The organism is Streptomyces sp. T12 (assembly GCF_028736035.1).
In the GTDB taxonomy this organism is placed as follows: domain Bacteria; phylum Actinomycetota; class Actinomycetes; order Streptomycetales; family Streptomycetaceae; genus Streptomyces.
Map to the genome: position 1 here is coordinate 4,214,897 of NZ_CP117866.1, position 14,964 is coordinate 4,229,860.

The following is a 14,964-nucleotide window of genomic DNA, read 5'->3' on the forward strand; positions in this document are numbered from 1 at the left end:
GCCTCACAGCGGGTGCCGCATCCACACGTTGGGCTCGACATACACCGCGTAGTCCCGCTCCGGCTCGCAGCGCACCGGCACCAGCGCGCCGGGCACCTCGATGTCGCCCGCGGTGTCGAAGGGCAGGCCGCTCCAGCGGCGCCACTGCTCCAGCGAGCCGGCGATCGTCATGGAGGCCGGGGCGATGGAGTCGATGGTGGCGCCGGCGCGGGCGTGGACGCGCAGCCACGGGTCGTGGGGCAGGCCGTCGGGGCGTACGCGACGGGCGTACTCCTCGATGGGCGTGCTCGGTTCGAGGTGCTTGGCGTTGGGGCGGACCGGGGCGACGACCTCGTGGAAGCCGTGGGATCGGGCGTTGTCGCGCAGCGCGGAGAGCATCCGGGCGGACAGGCCGCCGCCCTGGGCGTGCGGGGCGATGACAACGGAGATGGCGCTGACCGTGTCGGGACGGGTGCCGCGGCGCAGGTCGGCGAAGGCCCACACCAGCACCTCGTCCCAGCCTCGGGCGGGCAGCCGGCCGCGGCCCTCGGCGGCGAGGGCGAAGGGCACGCTGTAGGCGTGGGCGACGACCTCGCCCCGCTCGTCCTCGGCGAACAGCACGTACTCGGGGAGTTCGTGCGGGATCCGGCCGTAGTGGGCGTTGCCCACGAGGTCCTGGACCGTGAACTCCGGCCAGTTGTCCTCCATGTCGACGACCCGCTCCAGCATCTCGGGGCGTTCGGCGAGGCTCGATACCTTCAGTTCCATGCCCGCCACCGTAGGAGCGGGGCGGCCGCACCGGAAAGCCGTTTTCGCGTGCCGGGTCACCCCCCGCACTGGCCCAGCATCATCTCCTTGTCGGCGGTGGTCACCGGAAGTTCGTACTTCAGGGACACCTGGGCGAAGCGCACCGCGTACGAGCAGCGGATCTGCTTGTTCGGAGGCAGCCAGGACGCGGGGCCGGAGTCGCCCTTGGAGCCGTTGGTGGGGCCGTCGACCGGTATGAGGTTGAGGGGGTCGTTGGCTATGTCCTGGCGTTTGCCCTTCGGCCAGCGGGAGGCGCCCATCTGCCAGTCGTACGACAGCGGCATGACGTGGTCGATCTGCACGGTCGTCGCACGGGACTTGGCCCAGTCGATGGTCCGGCCCGTGTACGGGTCGTGCAGCGTCATGGAGGTCACGACGCAGTCCGAACCGGAGCGGAAGCCGACGTCCTCGCCATCGCGCTGGAGGAGGTCGTTGCGGGTGTCGCAGCCGTTGCGCGCGAACGGGATGCCGCCCGGGGCCGAGTCCATCCAGGCGTAGCCGAACTTGTCCCGGTCGTAGCCCGTCTTGGGGCCGCGGCCCTTCGTCGCCACCTTCTCGATGAGGGCCCGTGCCTCGGCCCGGTCGGCGTCCGAGGTGAGGGGCGCGAGCCCCGGCTTGGTGCCGTCGGGGTTGTCCAGTGGGCTCACGGCGCGGCCGGAACCCGTGGCCGGGACGGAGCCGGTGGGCTCGCTGTCCACGGGTAGGTCGACGTTCTCGCACCCTGCCAGTACCAGCACCATGCCGAGCATCGCCGCGGCGCTCGCCGCCCCGCCCCTCAGACGCATCACGACGCGCCCCTCTCTCTGTCGCCCGCTCCGCCCCGCACAGGCGGCTTTCCCTGGTACACCGTCGGGCACACGGTAGCGACCCGGCGCACCGCGGCATTCAAGAGGTCCAGACCATAGGCTCCCTCAAGCGCGCATACCTCACAACCCGGGCGTATCGTCGGTGGTGAGTCACCTCCGGAAGGAGCTCTGGATGGGCATCTTCGACAGGTTCAAGAACCGCCACGCGCAGGACAGGGCCGGGAACATGTCCGACGCCGCGGAACGGAAGGCCAACGAGAAGACGGGCAACAAGTACGAGAGCCAGGTCGACGACGCACAGCAGCGGATGGAACGCGAACTCGGCATGGACCGCGACAGGCCCGATCAGCCGTAGGACCGGAGCCCCACGGAGGACACCTGACCCGAGAATGACCCGAGAACAGAGGCCGTCCGCGGAGACCACCTCCCGCGGACGGCTTCGCGCGGCCGGGGCAACGATCCGCAGTCCCGGGACAGCGCTTGACCTCAAGTCCGGTTGAGGTCGCAGAGTGATCCGCATGACCACCGAAACCGCGGACATCAACGCCGCCGAAGCCGCCCGCGTCAAGGCCGTCCAGGATGCCGACCGCAAGGCCGTCGAGCAGGTCGTCGCCACCGTCGAACGCACCCAGCGAGCCAAGGACGCCGACGGCTTCCTCGCCCTCTTCCACCCCGACGCGCTGTGGACGACCGGCCACGGCAGGGTGCTCATCGGCTTCGACGCGATCGCCGAGTTCACCCGCACCGTGCTGCCCACCGCGACCTGGGACGGCGAGGTCACCTACGAGGTGGTGCACACACAGTTCCTGCGTCCCGACGTGGCGGCCGTCAAGGTCCGGCAGGTCTACCACTCACCGACCGGCGACACGGAGGGCGCCCCGCTGTACGTCATGACCAGGCAGGACGACGGAAGGTGGCTGTTGCACGCCTGCCAGAACACCGAAGTGCGCGGCGCCCGGTAGCCGCGTCGCTCACGACCCCAGAATCGACGCCAGGAACTCCCCGACCCACCCGAGCAACTCCCGCCCGACGAGCGGCTTCCCGCCCACCTTCGCGGTCTTCGGGCGCGGCACCAGCACCTGGTGCGCCGCCGGCTTGATGACGGTGCCCGGGTACAGCCGCTTGACCCTGAGCTCCTGGGACTCGCGCAACTCCACCGGCGCGAAGCGGATGTTGTTGCCCTGCAGGACGATCTCGCCGACGTCACACGCGCGTGCCAGCATGCGCAGCCCCGCCACCAGCAGGAGGTTCTCGACCGGTTCCGGCAACTTGCCGTAGCGGTCGACGAGTTCCTCGCGTACGGCCTTGATGTCCTCCTCCGTGTTGGCGGAGGCGATGGAGCGGTAGGCCTGCAGCCGGAGCCGCTCGCCGGGCGCGTAGTCGTGCGGGACGTGGGCGTCGACGGGGAGTTCGATCTTGACCTCGAGCGGTGGCTCCTCCTCGACGCCGCCCTCCAGGGACGCCCGGTAGTCCGCGACCGCCTCGCCGACCATACGGACGTACAGGTCGAAGCCGACTCCCGCGATGTGGCCGGACTGCTCGCCGCCCAGCAGATTGCCGGCGCCTCGGATCTCCAGGTCCTTCATCGCGACGTACATGCCCGCGCCCATCTCCGTGTGCTGGGCGATGGTCGCCAGGCGCTCGTGGGCCGTCTCCGTGAGGGGCTTCTCCGGCGGGTAGAGGAAGTAGGCGTAGCCGCGCTCCCTGCCTCGCCCGACCCGGCCGCGCAGCTGGTGCAGCTGGGACAGACCGAAGTTGTCGCCGCGCTCCACGATCAGGGTGTTGGCGTTGGAGATGTCGATGCCGGACTCGACGATCGTCGTCGAGACGAGGACGTCGAACTTCTTCTCCCAGAAGTCGACGACGACCTGCTCCAGCGCCTGCTCCGACATCTGGCCGTGGGCCGTCGCGATGCGCGCCTCGGGGACGATCTCGCGCAGGCGGGCGGCCGCGCGGTCGATCGACTCGACGCGGTTGTGGATGTAGAAGACCTGGCCCTCGCGCAGCAGTTCACGGCGGATCGCGGCGCCGATCTGCTTCTCCTCGTACGGGCCGACGAAGGTCAGGACCGGGTGGCGCTCCTCGGGGGGAGTGGTGATCGTGGACATCTCGCGGATGCCGGTGACCGCCATCTCCAAGGTCCTCGGGATCGGGGTCGCGGACATCGTCAGGACGTCGACGTTCGCGCGCAGCTTCTTCAGCTGCTCCTTGTGCTCGACGCCGAAGCGCTGTTCCTCGTCGACGATGACCAGGCCCAGGTCCTTGAACTTGGTCTCCGACGAGAACAGCCGGTGGGTGCCGATGACGATGTCCACCGAGCCCTCGCGCAGGCCCTCCAGGACCGCCTTCGCCTCGGTGTCGGTCTGGAAGCGGGACAGGGCCCGGGTGTTCACCGGGAACTGCGAGTAGCGCTCGGAGAACGTCCCGAAGTGCTGCTGCACCAGCAGGGTCGTCGGCACCAGCACCGCCACCTGTTTGCCGTCCTGGACGGCCTTGAAGGCGGCCCGGACCGCGATCTCCGTCTTGCCGTAGCCGACGTCGCCGCAGATCAGGCGGTCCATCGGGACCGACTTCTCCATGTCCTCCTTGACCTCGGCGATGGTCGTCAGCTGGTCGGGGGTCTCCGCGTACGGGAAGGCGTCCTCCAGCTCGCGCTGCCAGGGCGTGTCCGGGCCGAAGGTGTGCCCCGGGGCCGCCATGCGCGCGCTGTAGAGCTTGATCAGGTCGGCCGCGATCTCCTTGACGGCCTTCTTCGCGCGCGCCTTGGTCTTCGTCCAGTCGGCGCCGCCCAGGCGGTGCAGGGTGGGGGCCTCGCCACCGACGTACTTGGTGATCTGCTCCAGCTGGTCGGTGGGGATGTACAGCCGGTCGCCGGGCTGGCCGCGCTTGGCGGGGGCGTACTCGACGACGAGGTACTCGCGCGTGGCGCCCTGGACGGTGCGCTGCACCATCTCGATGTAGCGGCCGACGCCGTGCTGCTCGTGGACGATGTAGTCGCCCGCCTCCAGGGTGAGCGGGTCGATGGTCTTGCGGCGGCGGGCCGGCATGCGGGCGCCGTCCTTGCCTGCCGCCTTCTGCCCGGACAGGTCGGTCTCGGTCAGGACGGCCAGCCGGAGCGCGGGGTCGACGAAGCCGTAGTCGATGGAGCCGCACGCGACATGGACGATCGAGGGGGAGATCTCCCCCAGGTCGGTCTCCAGGCGGGCCGCCACGCCCTCGCTGCCGAGCACCTCGACCGTGCGCGCGGCCGGGCCGTGGGCCTCGGTCACGAAGACCGTGCGCCAGCCGTCGGCGAGCCAGCCCTTGGTGTCGGCCAGGGCCTTCGCGGTGTCGCCGCGGTACGACTCGGGCGCGTGCATGCCGAGCTTGAGGGTGTCCGCGTCGAGTGTCTCGTCGGCCGCGAAGGGCGAGACCGACCACCACATCATGTCCAGCTCGCGGGCGCGGTCGCGGACGTCCGCGATGGACCACAGGGAGGCCGCGCCGACGTCGATGGGCGCCTCGCCGCCGCCGGCCGTGGCGGCCCAGGACGCCTGCAGGAACTCCTGCGACGTCGCTACGAGATCGGAGGCACGCGTGCGTACCCGTTCCGGGTCGCACACGACGGCCATGGCGCCCTTGGGCAGGACGTCGAGCAGCAGCTCCATGTCGTCGACGAGGACGGGGGCGAGGGACTCCATGCCCTCGACGGCGATGCCCTCGGCGATCTTGCCGAGCAGTTCGCCGAGCTCGGGGTGCTGTTCGGCGAGGGCACGCGCGCGTGCGCGGACGTCGTCGGTGAGGAGGAGTTCGCGGCAGGGCGGGGCCCACAGGCCGTGGTCGGCGACTTCGAGGGAGCGCTGGTCGGCGACCTTGAAGTAGCGGATCTCCTCCACGTCGTCGCCCCAGAACTCGATGCGCAGGGGGTGCTCTTCGGTGGGCGGGAAGACGTCGAGGATGCCGCCTCGTACGGCGAACTCGCCGCGCTTCTCGACGAGCTCCACGCGCGCGTACGCGGCGGCGGCGAGGGCCTCCACGATGGCGTTGAGGTCGGCGGTCTGTCCGGTCCTCAGGGCCACCGGCTCCAGGTCGCCGAGGCCCTTGACCTGGGGCTGGAGGACCGAGCGGATGGGGGCCACGACGACGGAGACCGGGCCCGTCTCGGGGTCGTCGGGGCGGGGGTGGGCGAGGCGACGCAGGACCGCGAGACGGCGGCCGACGGTGTCGCTGCGGGGGCTGAGGCGCTCGTGCGGGAGGGTCTCCCAGGACGGGTACTCCGCGACGCCCTCCGGTGGAAGCAGGGAGCGCAGTGCTGCCGCCAGGTCCTCGGCCTCGCGGCCCGTCGCGGTCACCGCGAGGACCGGGCGGTCGGTCTCGCGCGCGAGGGCGGCGATCGTGAACGGGCGGGCCGCCGCGGGGCCGACCAGGTCGACGTGCATGCGGTTGCCGTCTGCGGCCGCCGTGATCGCTTCCGCGAGGGCGGTGTCCTTGACTACGGCGTCGAGCAGACCGTGCAGGCTCATTCGGGGGCGCTTCCGTCCGGGGTGGGCAACACGAAGGGCCCGACGCGTGTGACGGGCCGGGGGCTTCCAGCGTACGTCGCTGCGCGGGCGGGTGCCGGGCCTGTGGATAACGTCCGTTCTCAGGTGGCCGGCGTTGTGGCCGGCGTCGACGTGACGTGGGCGGCCAAAGGCCCCCGGCCCCGTACCGCGTAAGGTCCCCCCATGCCCACCCCCGCCACCTCCTCGACGCCGAACACGTCCTCGGACCCCCACATACCGGCGCCGGCCACGCCCCCTGACGGGCAGGCGCGGCCCGCCCCCGCCCGGCGTGAACCCTGGCTGCTCGCCGCCGCGCTCTTCGTGGGCTATGCGATCGTCTCCGTCGGCCGTTACCGGCATCTGGGGCAGCGGTCGTGGGATCTCGGGATCTTCGAGCAGGTCATCCGGTCCTACGCGCATCTTCAGGCTCCGATCGCCGACCTCAAGGGGCCCGGGTTCAACATCCTGGGCGATCACTTCAGCCCGGTGACGGCCCTGCTCGCGCCGCTCTACCGGGTGTTTCCCTCCCCGGTCACCCTGCTCGTGGCGCAGGCCGCGCTGTTCGCCCTGTCCGCCGTCCCCGTCACGCGTGCCGCGGCCCGGCTGCTCGGGCGGTGGCGTGGGCTTGCGATCGGGGTGGCGTACGGGCTGTCGTGGGGGCTTCAGCAGGCCGTCGACTTCGACTTTCACGAGATCTGCTTCGCCGTACCGCTCATCGCCTTCAGCCTGGAGGCGCTGCTCGCGCGGCGCTGGCGGGCCGCTCTGCTCTGGGCGATTCCGCTCGTCCTGGTGAAGGAGGATCTGGGGTTCACCCTCACGGGCATCGCGCTGGTCGTCGCCTGGCGGGCCCGCCGAGGCGCGCCGCGCGCGTCCCGGTACGCGATCGGCGTCGCCGTCTTCGGCGTGGTGGCCGTCGCGGCCACCCTCCTGCTGGTCATACCGAGCTTCAACAGCGCCGGCACCTACGACTACTGGAACAAGGTGAGCGAGTCGTCGGGCGGCGGCGGGCCCTTCGACGGCCTCGACACCAAGTTCCGTACGCTCTGCTGGCTCCTCATACCCACCACCGGACTGCTCGCCCTGCGGTCCCCCGTCCTTCTCGTCGCGCTGCCCACCATCGGCTGGCGTTTCGTCTCCTCCTACCCGCAGTACTGGGGGACGGACTGGCACTACAGCGCCGTCCTGATGCCCATCGTCTTCCTCGCCCTCGTCGACGCCCTCGACACCGCCCGGCACAGCACGCGCGCGTGGCTGCGGTCGTACGTCCCTCACCTGCCCGCCGCCGTCGCGGCCGCCTCGCTCGCGCTGACCACCTCACTGCCGCTCGCCGCGCTGACCGAGAGCGAGATCTATCGCAAGCCCGCGCGCGTGACGGCCATCGAGCGGCTCCTCGCTCAAGTGCCCGACAACGCCTCCGTCGAGGCGAACATCGCTCCGATCAGCCGGCTCACCTCGCGCTGCCGGGTCTTCTGGGTCAGCACCACACGGGGCATCAACCCCGACTTCATCGCCCTCGACAACTCCCGCAAGCGCTATCGCGACGTCGAGGCCTACGCCGAGGCCCTTCACCCCGACGCGCGGTACACCGTCAAGGGCACCGCCTACGGGGTCGTACTGCTGGAGCGGCAGAGCGGACCGGGGCAGAGCGGACCGAGGTAGAGCGGGCCATGACAGGAGGCCCGGTCCGGAGGGTGAAACCTCTCCGGACCGGGCCCGTCCCCCGCAACCCCCGTGTGCGGTGGCTATTCGGTCGCGATCGCGTTCAGTACGTTCATCCGGCCCGCCCTGAACGCCGGCACCAGTGCCGCGAACAGGCCCACGAAGGCCGAGCCGATGAAGACCCCGATGATCGTCGGCCACGGGATGTCGAGGACGTTCAGGCCCTCCAGAGCCAGGAGCTTCTGGGCCGTCGCGCCCCAGCCCATCCCGAGTCCGAGGCCCAGCAGGGCGCCGAACAGGGCGATCACCACCGACTCCATGCGGATCATGCGGCGCAGCTGGCGGCGGGAGAGGCCGATGGCGCGCATCAGGCCGATCTCGCGGGTGCGTTCCACCACCGACAGGGCCAGGGTGTTCACCACGCCCAGGACCGCCACGATGATCGCCAGGGCGAGCAGGCCGTAGACCATGTTCAGGAGCTGGCCCATCTGGTCCTTGAGCTCCTGCTTGTAGTCGGTCTGGTCGCGGACCGGGTACTGCGGGTAGTCGTGCAGCGACTTCTTCAGGGCCGCGTACGCCGCCTTCTCCTGGCCGTCCTTCGCCTTGCCGAGCAGCATCTGGCTCTGCGGGATCCGGTCGGCGGGGAGGTACTTCTGCAGCGTCTCGATGCTGATGTAGCGCGCGCCCTGGTCGAAGGAGGTGTCGTCGTCCGTGATGGCCGCGACCTTCAGCTTCGCCGTCTCACCGCCCTTGAAGGCGACGGTGAGGGTGTCGCCGACGTGCACGCCGTGCTTCGTGGCGTAGTCGGAGCCGACCGACATGGCGTCCTTGCCGTAGGCGGCGGACAGGGTGCCCTCCGTGGTCGTACGGCGAAGGTCCTCGGCGTACGTCGGGTCGGCGGCCGTGAGTCCGGTGTCGTCGGTCTTGCCGTCCGGCGAGGTCAGCGTGGCGCCGACGTCCTTGGAGCGGGTGACGTGCTCCAGGTGCGGCGTCTGCTGCATCGCGCGCTCGGCCTTGGCGACGATGTCCTGCTGCTGGGCCACGACGATGAAGTCCGCGCCGACCGACTTGTCGAGCTCGCTCGTCGCCGAGGCGACCATCGAGGAGCCGACCACCGACAGGCAGGCCACAAGGGCGAGGCCGATCATCAGGGCGGCGCCCGTGGCACCGGTACGGCGCGGGTTGCGCAGGGCGTTGCGCTCGGCCATGCGGCCGACGGGGCCGAAGGCGCGCAGCAGGACCGCGCTGATCACCCGGACCACCCCGCCCGCGAGCAGCGGGCCGATGACCACGAAGCCGATCAGGGTCAGCACCACGCCGCCGCCCAGCACCAGCGCACCCTCGCTCGCCTTGTCGGCGGTGGCGGCGGCGTACAGGGCATAGGCACCCGCGCCCGTCAGGACCAGGCCGATCAGGCCGCGTATCCAGCCGGCCCTGCCGTCGGCCGGCGTGCCGGCGTCGCGCAGGGCGGCCATCGGGGAGACCCTGCCGGCGCGGCGGGCGGGGAGGTAGGCGGCGAGCACCGTCACCACGACGCCCAGGATCAGGCCGATGACCGGGGTCGTCACCTTCACCGTCAGGTCGTCGGTGGAGAGGTTCATGCCGGCCATCGACATGAGCTTCATCAGGCCGATCGCGATGCCGACACCGGCACCCACGCCCAGCACCGAGCCCACGAAGCCCAGCAGCAGCGCCTCCACCAGCACCGACCGGTTGACCTGCCGGCGCGAGGAGCCGATGGCCCGCATGAGGCCGATCTCGCGGGTGCGCTGGGCGACCAGCATGGAGAAGGTGTTGATGATCAGGAAGATGCCGACCAGGAAGGCGATCCCGGCGAAGCCGAGCATGGCGTACTTGATGACGTCCATGAACGCACCGACGTCCTTGCGGTTCTCGTCGGCGGTCTCCTTGGCCGTCTGGATCTTGTACGCGCCGTCCATGGCCTGCGCGATGTCCTGCTTGAGCCGCGCGTCGCTCACGCCGTCCGCCGCGGTGACGGAGACCTGCGTGAACCGGCCGGTGGTGCCGAGCAGGGTGCGCTGGGCGGTGGCGGTGTCGAAGTAGACGACGGCCGCGCCCGGGTTGGTCACCTTCCAGGAGGCGATGCCGACGATGCGCGCGCGGAGGTCGCCGGTGGCGGCGATGGTGCGCAGCTCGTCGCCGAGCTTCAGGTCGTGCTTGTCGGCGGTGTCCGCGTCGACCATGACCTCGGTGGGCCCGCGCGGGGCGTGCCCGGAGGTGATCTCCATGGACTTCAGGTCGCTCTGGGTCCAGTTGCCGGCGAAGGTGGGCGCACCGGTGGAGGAACCCATGTTCTTGTTCTCGGAGTTGACGACGGTCACGCTCGTCGAGCCGACCGCGCCCTCCGCCTTCTTCACGCCGTCCACGGCCGCGACCTGCTCGACGGCCGAGGCGGGCAGCGAGGTCGGCCGGCCCGTACCGCCGCCGTCGTCCTCGTCCTTGGCGTCCTTGGGGCTGACGGTGACGTCGGACGAGGTGACGGCGAAGAGCTTGTCGAAGGTGGTGTTCATCGTGTCGGTGAAGACGAGAGTCCCTGAGACAAAGGCCACCGACAGCAGGACGGCCACGGCCGACAGGGCCATGCGTCCCTTGTGCGCGAAGAAGTTGCGCAGGGAGGTCCTCAGGACGGTCATGACGTACGCCCCCGGGCGTCGAAGTCCTTCATGCGGTCCAGGACGGCGTCGGCGGTCGGCTTGTACATCTCGTCGACGATGCGCCCGTCGGCGAGGTACAGGACCCGGTCCGCGTACGAGGCGGCTACGGGGTCGTGGGTGACCATCACGATGGTCTGCCCGAGCTCGTCGACGGACTTGCGCAGGAAGCCCAGGACTTCGGCACCGGCCCGGGAGTCCAGGTTGCCGGTCGGCTCGTCACCGAAGATGATCTCCGGCCGCGCGGCCAGGGCACGGGCGACGGCGACACGCTGCTGCTGACCGCCGGAGAGCTGGGTCGGCCGGTGCTTGAGCCGGTCGGAGAGCCCGACGGTGTCGACGACGCGCCCCAGCCAGGCCCGGTCGGGCTTGCGCCCGGCGATGTCCATGGGCAGCGTGATGTTCTCGAGGGCGTTGAGTGTCGGCAGCAGGTTGAACGCCTGGAAGATGAAGCCGATCCGGTCCCGGCGCAGCTGCGTGAGCTTCTTGTCCTTCAGCCCGGTGATCTCGGTCTCGTCGAGATAGATCTGGCCGCTGCTGACGGTGTCGAGCCCGGCGAGGCAGTGCATCAAGGTGGACTTGCCGGACCCCGACGGGCCCATGATCGCGGTGAACTGCCCCCGCGCGATGTCCACGTCGACATGGTCGAGGGCGACGACACGGGTCTCCCCCGACCCGTACGCCTTGACGACCTGCCGCGCCCGCGCGGCAACGGCCGTACGCCCTCCAGTGCCCCCGTGCCTGGGAATGGTTACAGCCGATGTCACGGTATGTCTCCTAAGTCAGTCAGCAGGTGAGTCACGAGGACCGCTGCGACGGTCGGTCATTCGGTACGACGCTCAGTCTCGTGACGGGAAGGGGCTCGGCGCGCTGGTGCTCGGCCCCGTCTTGTGCGGGGGAAAACCCCACCCCCGCCGGTTCGGTCAGCCGCCCCCCAGCGGCGTAAAGCCAGATTAAGGACGGCCCCCCTGGCGTCTCGTCCTCCGGCGGTACCAACCCTCCCCGAGACCTAGTACGGAGGTACCCCTAGGGGCAGTCCACCCTTCGGTGGAGCGCGCCTCGGGGTTGTCTCCACCCTGCGGCCCATCCAGGCTCCACCCTCCCGCGACGTCAGGGTCAAGTGGGAAGCTGTTCCTCGGCATATAGGTGCAAGGGGAATGCATTAGGAGAGGAACCCGGTGGGCAGTACGACACCCGCGATACGCGACACCGCACCGCACACCGGAACCGACAAGCGCGCAGCCGTGGTCGCGGCCCTGATGCTCGCGATGGCGCTGGCCGCGCTCGACGCCACCATCGTCTCCACGGCCGTACCGCAGATCGTGGGCGACCTCGGCGGCTTCTCGGTCTTCTCCTGGCTCTTCTCCGGCTACCTGCTCGCCGTGACCGTGACCCTCCCGGTCTACGGCAAGCTCTCCGACACCTTCGGCCGCAAGCCGGTGCTGGTCGCGGGCGCGGCGCTGTTCCTGCTGGGGTCGCTGCTGTGCGCGGTGGCCTGGAACATGGCGGCGCTGATCGCGTTCCGGATCGTGCAGGGGCTGGGCGGCGGGGCCCTGCAGGGGACGGTGCAGACGCTGGCCGCCGACCTGTACCCGCTGAAGGAACGCCCGAAGATCCAGTCCAAGTTGTCCACGGTGTGGGCGGTGTCGGCGGTGGCCGGACCGGGGTTGGGCGGGGTCCTGGCGGCGTACGCCAACTGGCGCTGGATCTTCCTGATCAACCTGCCGATCGGGGCGGTGGCGTTGTGGCTGATCGTGCGCCATCTGCACGAGCCGGAGCGCGAGTCGACGGGCACGCGCGCGCGTGTCGACTGGGCGGGCGCGTTGGCGGTGTTCGCGTGCGGGGGTGTGCTACTGACGGCGCTGGTGCAGGGCGGGGTGGCGTGGCCGTGGCTGTCGGGGCCGTCGATCGCCCTGTTCGGTACGGGACTTGCGCTCGTGGCGGTGGTGGTGATCGTGGAGCGCCGGGCGGCCGAGCCGATCATCCCGGGTTGGGTGTGGCGGCGCCGGACGATCGCGGCGGTGAACCTGGCGCTGGGCGCGCTGGGGTTGCTGATGGTGGCGCCGGCGGTCTTCCTGCCCACCTACGCCCAGTCGGTGCTCGGCCTGGCCCCGGTGGCGGCCGGATTCGTGCTGTCGGTCTGGACGTTGAGCTGGCCGGTGTCGGCGGCGCTCAGCCAGCACGTGTATCGCAGGATCGGCTTCCGCAACACGGCGATGCTGGGGATCGGTTCGGCGTCGCTGATCCTGCTGGCGTTCCTGTTCCTGCCCTATCCCGGTCAGGCGTGGCAGCCGACGCTGCTGATGCTGCTGCTCGGGGCTGCGCTGGGCCTGTTCCAACTGCCGCTGATCGTGGGCGTGCAGTCGACGGTGGGGTGGTCGGAGCGGGGCACGACGACGGCATCCGTCCTCTTCTGCCGCCAGACGGGCCAGACGGTGGGCGCGGCCCTCTTCGGCGCGGTGGCGAACGGCGTACTGGCCTCGCGGCTCGGCGGCGCGAGCGACCTGGACTCGGTGACGCGGGCGCTGGATTCCGGCGGCACGGCACCGGAGGCCACCAGGCGGGCCATCGCCGACGCGGTGCACGCCGTGTACCTGGGCGCGTCGTGCGCGGCGGCGCTGGCCTTCCTGGTGCTGTTGCTGCTGGCGCCGAGGCGGTTCCCGGTGCTCAAGGAGGACGCCCTCGATGAAGACGTCCTCAAGGAAGACGTGCTCGAAGAAGACGTGCTCAAGGAAGACGGACGCTGACCTCGGGGTTGGCCGGCGACGGCCCGTCGAGCAGCGGCTGTGGGACGCCCTTCAGGTGCAGGTCGAAGAAGGCGGCGACGTACGCGCGCGTGAGGGCCGACGAACGCTCGTAGGGAAGCGGTGCGGTGTCCGGGATGCCGACCAGCTCCGCGAGGAGAGGTACGTCGGTGAAGGACCCGTGGTCGGTTCCGGCGACGGTCAGCCAGCGCTTCCAGCCGTCCAGGTGGGCCCAGGCCTCGTCCCAGGTCGTGTCGAGCGGCGGCCTGTTCTCGGCCCCCACCATCAGGAAGGGACGGCCGTCGAGACCGGTGTCGGGGACCGGGGCGAAGAAGGTGCCGTCCATGTTCACGCCGGCCCGCACGCGCGCGTCGGCGGCCATCGTCGTGGCGGCGGCGTTGCCGCCGATGGAGTGCCCGGCCATGCCGATCCGCTTCGCGTCGATCACACGCGCGTGCCGCCACGCCGGGTGGCGCCCGGTCAGCCGGTCGAGCACGAAGGAGATGTCCTCGGCCCGGCTCTCGGCGACGGTCGAGCCGCCGATCGAGGGGAACTCGTCGCAGATGGCGCAGGGCAGGGTCCGCCCGTCGGGAAGGGTCGTACCGGCGTTCTCGTACGGATGGTCGACCAGCGCGACGACGTATCCGCGGCTGGCCAGATCCTCGGCGAGACCGGTGAGGGTCGCACGCGGGAGCGTGAACCCGGGCGAGAGCACGACGAGCGGGAACCTGCCGGGCGCCGGGCGCGCGTCGGTGTGCGCCCAGGTACGGACGCCGCTGATCGTCTCGGGCGGGATGGTGGCGTCCGGGACCCTCAACTCCAGTAGCAGACGGGCCTCTTCGTCGGTCATGTAGGGAGCCGTCGCACCGCCCGCACCGGGCCGTGCCGGGTAGTACATGGACACCATCAGCTGCCGGGCGCCGGCGGACGGGACCCACGGGTCGGGACGGTCGGCGTCGACGAGGTGGAGGGTGCTGCGGCCGACCGCGTGGGGGCCGGTGGGGCGGGGCAGTTGGGCCGAGACGATGGGGGAAGAAGGGTTCGCGGGGGCGGCGGAGGCGGACCCCGCGGCGGCGATCGGCAGGGTCAGGGCCGGTCCGAGCGCGAGCACGGCGGACGCCGCGACCGCTAAGAAGCGTGATCTGTTCATGCGGAGGACGGTAGGCCGCGGGCCCGTGACCTGGCGTCGCCCTGGAGTCCCCTGTCCTGGACGCCCGGTAGTACCACAGACGTACACATACCCTGTCCGCCATGCTGACCCTGGAGCGCCTACGCGCCGACCACGCGAACGCCCTGCTGGCCTTCGAGCGGGAGAACCGGGAGTACTTCGCCCGTTCCATCCCGGATCGCGGGGACGCCTATTTCGCGGACTTCGACGCCCGACTCCAGGCGCTGCTCGCCGAACAGGACGCCGGGATCTGCCACTTCCACGCCGTGCTGGACGCCGACGGGCGCCTCGTCGGGCGGGTCAACCTGGTCGACGTCGAGGACGGTTCCGCCGAACTCGGCTACCGCGTCGGCGAACGCGCGGCGGGCAAGGGCGTCGCCACGGCGGCGGTGGCGGAGGTGTGCCGGCTGGCCGGTACGGCGTACGGGCTGACGGCCCTGGTCGCGGTCACCCACCTGGACAACCTGGCGTCCCGGGCCGTCCTGGAGCGGAACTCCTTCGCCGTCGTGGAAGACGTCGTTGTGGGCGGCCGGCCCGGGATCCGCTATCGGCGCTCGCATCTCGGGCACTGACAGGGCGGGAAGCGGCCCGCGAGGTCGAACGGCGTGT

The 14,964-nt window shown here is 70.8% G+C and carries 11 protein-coding genes; 5 read left to right on the forward strand and 6 right to left on the reverse strand.

Annotation, left to right across the window (positions count from 1 at the left end):
• Positions 1-3: 3 nt before the first annotated feature.
• Positions 4-747, reverse strand: coding sequence for a GNAT family N-acetyltransferase (locus tag PBV52_RS18715; RefSeq protein WP_274239590.1), 744 nt, complete (start codon positions 745-747; stop codon positions 4-6).
• 56 nt (positions 748-803) lie between these two features.
• Positions 804-1,571 (reverse strand): HNH endonuclease family protein, encoded by a 768-nt coding sequence (locus tag PBV52_RS18720; RefSeq protein ID WP_274249448.1) that lies wholly within the window; start codon positions 1,569-1,571, stop codon positions 804-806.
• Between the two features lie 193 nt (positions 1,572-1,764).
• Between PBV52_RS18720 and PBV52_RS18725 the strand changes: the two genes are divergently transcribed.
• Entirely contained in the window at positions 1,765-1,947 is a 183-nt protein-coding gene (locus tag PBV52_RS18725; RefSeq protein WP_274239591.1) for an Rv0909 family putative TA system antitoxin, read from the forward strand.
• Positions 1,948-2,101: 154 nt separating this feature from the next.
• Entirely contained in the window at positions 2,102-2,554 is a 453-nt protein-coding gene (locus PBV52_RS18730; protein WP_373921885.1) for an SgcJ/EcaC family oxidoreductase, read from the forward strand.
• A 9-nt stretch (positions 2,555-2,563) separates the two neighbouring features.
• Here the strand turns inward: PBV52_RS18730 and mfd are convergent, their stop codons facing one another.
• A complete protein-coding gene (gene mfd / locus PBV52_RS18735) occupies positions 2,564-6,094 on the reverse strand; it encodes a transcription-repair coupling factor (RefSeq protein ID WP_274239594.1) in 3,531 nt (1,176 codons plus the stop codon).
• A 201-nt stretch (positions 6,095-6,295) separates the two neighbouring features.
• On the opposite strand from mfd, the gene PBV52_RS18740 reads away from it, so the two are divergent.
• Positions 6,296-7,771, forward strand: coding sequence for a DUF2079 domain-containing protein (locus tag PBV52_RS18740; RefSeq protein ID WP_274239597.1), 1,476 nt, complete (start codon positions 6,296-6,298; stop codon positions 7,769-7,771).
• An 83-nt stretch (positions 7,772-7,854) separates the two neighbouring features.
• Here the strand turns inward: PBV52_RS18740 and PBV52_RS18745 are convergent, their stop codons facing one another.
• Both PBV52_RS18745 and PBV52_RS18750 read right to left on the reverse strand, forming a co-directional pair.
• Positions 7,855-10,425, reverse strand: a complete 2,571-nt coding sequence (locus PBV52_RS18745; protein WP_274239599.1) for an ABC transporter permease — start codon at positions 10,423-10,425, stop codon at positions 7,855-7,857.
• On the reverse strand, positions 10,422-11,210 hold the full coding sequence (locus PBV52_RS18750; protein ID WP_274239600.1) for an ABC transporter ATP-binding protein: 789 nt from the start codon (positions 11,208-11,210) through the stop codon (positions 10,422-10,424). The genes PBV52_RS18745 and PBV52_RS18750 overlap by 4 nt, the downstream gene beginning before the upstream one ends.
• 411 nt (positions 11,211-11,621) lie before the next feature.
• Here PBV52_RS18750 and PBV52_RS18755 point away from each other — a divergent pair, with 411 nt between their 5' ends.
• Positions 11,622-13,190, forward strand: coding sequence for an MFS transporter (locus PBV52_RS18755; protein ID WP_274239601.1), 1,569 nt, complete (start codon positions 11,622-11,624; stop codon positions 13,188-13,190).
• Here PBV52_RS18755 and PBV52_RS18760 read toward each other — a convergent pair.
• Positions 13,171-14,337 (reverse strand): alpha/beta hydrolase, encoded by a 1,167-nt coding sequence (locus tag PBV52_RS18760; protein ID WP_274239602.1) that lies wholly within the window; start codon positions 14,335-14,337, stop codon positions 13,171-13,173. The two genes, PBV52_RS18755 and PBV52_RS18760, sit on opposite strands and share 20 nt — an antisense overlap.
• A gap of 101 nt (positions 14,338-14,438) precedes the next feature.
• Between PBV52_RS18760 and PBV52_RS18765 the strand changes: the two genes are divergently transcribed.
• Complete coding sequence (locus tag PBV52_RS18765; RefSeq protein WP_274239603.1) at positions 14,439-14,927, forward strand: GNAT family N-acetyltransferase; 489 nt, start codon at positions 14,439-14,441, stop codon at positions 14,925-14,927.
• The last annotated feature ends 37 nt before the right edge of the window (positions 14,928-14,964 follow it).

What these genes read in the sequence shown, in the direction of transcription:
- PBV52_RS18715 (WP_274239590.1), bottom strand. Translation starts at nt 747, where the DNA reads ATGGAACTGAAGGTATCGAGCCTCGCCGAACGCCCCGAGATGCTGGAG.
- PBV52_RS18760 (WP_274239602.1), bottom strand. Translation starts at nt 14,337, where the DNA reads ATGAACAGATCACGCTTCTTAGCGGTCGCGGCGTCCGCCGTGCTCGCG.
- mfd (WP_274239594.1), bottom strand. Translation starts at nt 6,094, where the DNA reads ATGAGCCTGCACGGTCTGCTCGACGCCGTAGTCAAGGACACCGCCCTC.
- PBV52_RS18745 (WP_274239599.1), bottom strand. Translation starts at nt 10,425, where the DNA reads ATGACCGTCCTGAGGACCTCCCTGCGCAACTTCTTCGCGCACAAGGGA.
- PBV52_RS18720 (WP_274249448.1), bottom strand. Translation starts at nt 1,571, where the DNA reads ATGCGTCTGAGGGGCGGGGCGGCGAGCGCCGCGGCGATGCTCGGCATG.
- PBV52_RS18725 (WP_274239591.1), top strand. Translation starts at nt 1,765, where the DNA reads ATGGGCATCTTCGACAGGTTCAAGAACCGCCACGCGCAGGACAGGGCC.
- PBV52_RS18765 (WP_274239603.1), top strand. Translation starts at nt 14,439, where the DNA reads ATGCTGACCCTGGAGCGCCTACGCGCCGACCACGCGAACGCCCTGCTG.
- PBV52_RS18740 (WP_274239597.1), top strand. Translation starts at nt 6,296, where the DNA reads ATGCCCACCCCCGCCACCTCCTCGACGCCGAACACGTCCTCGGACCCC.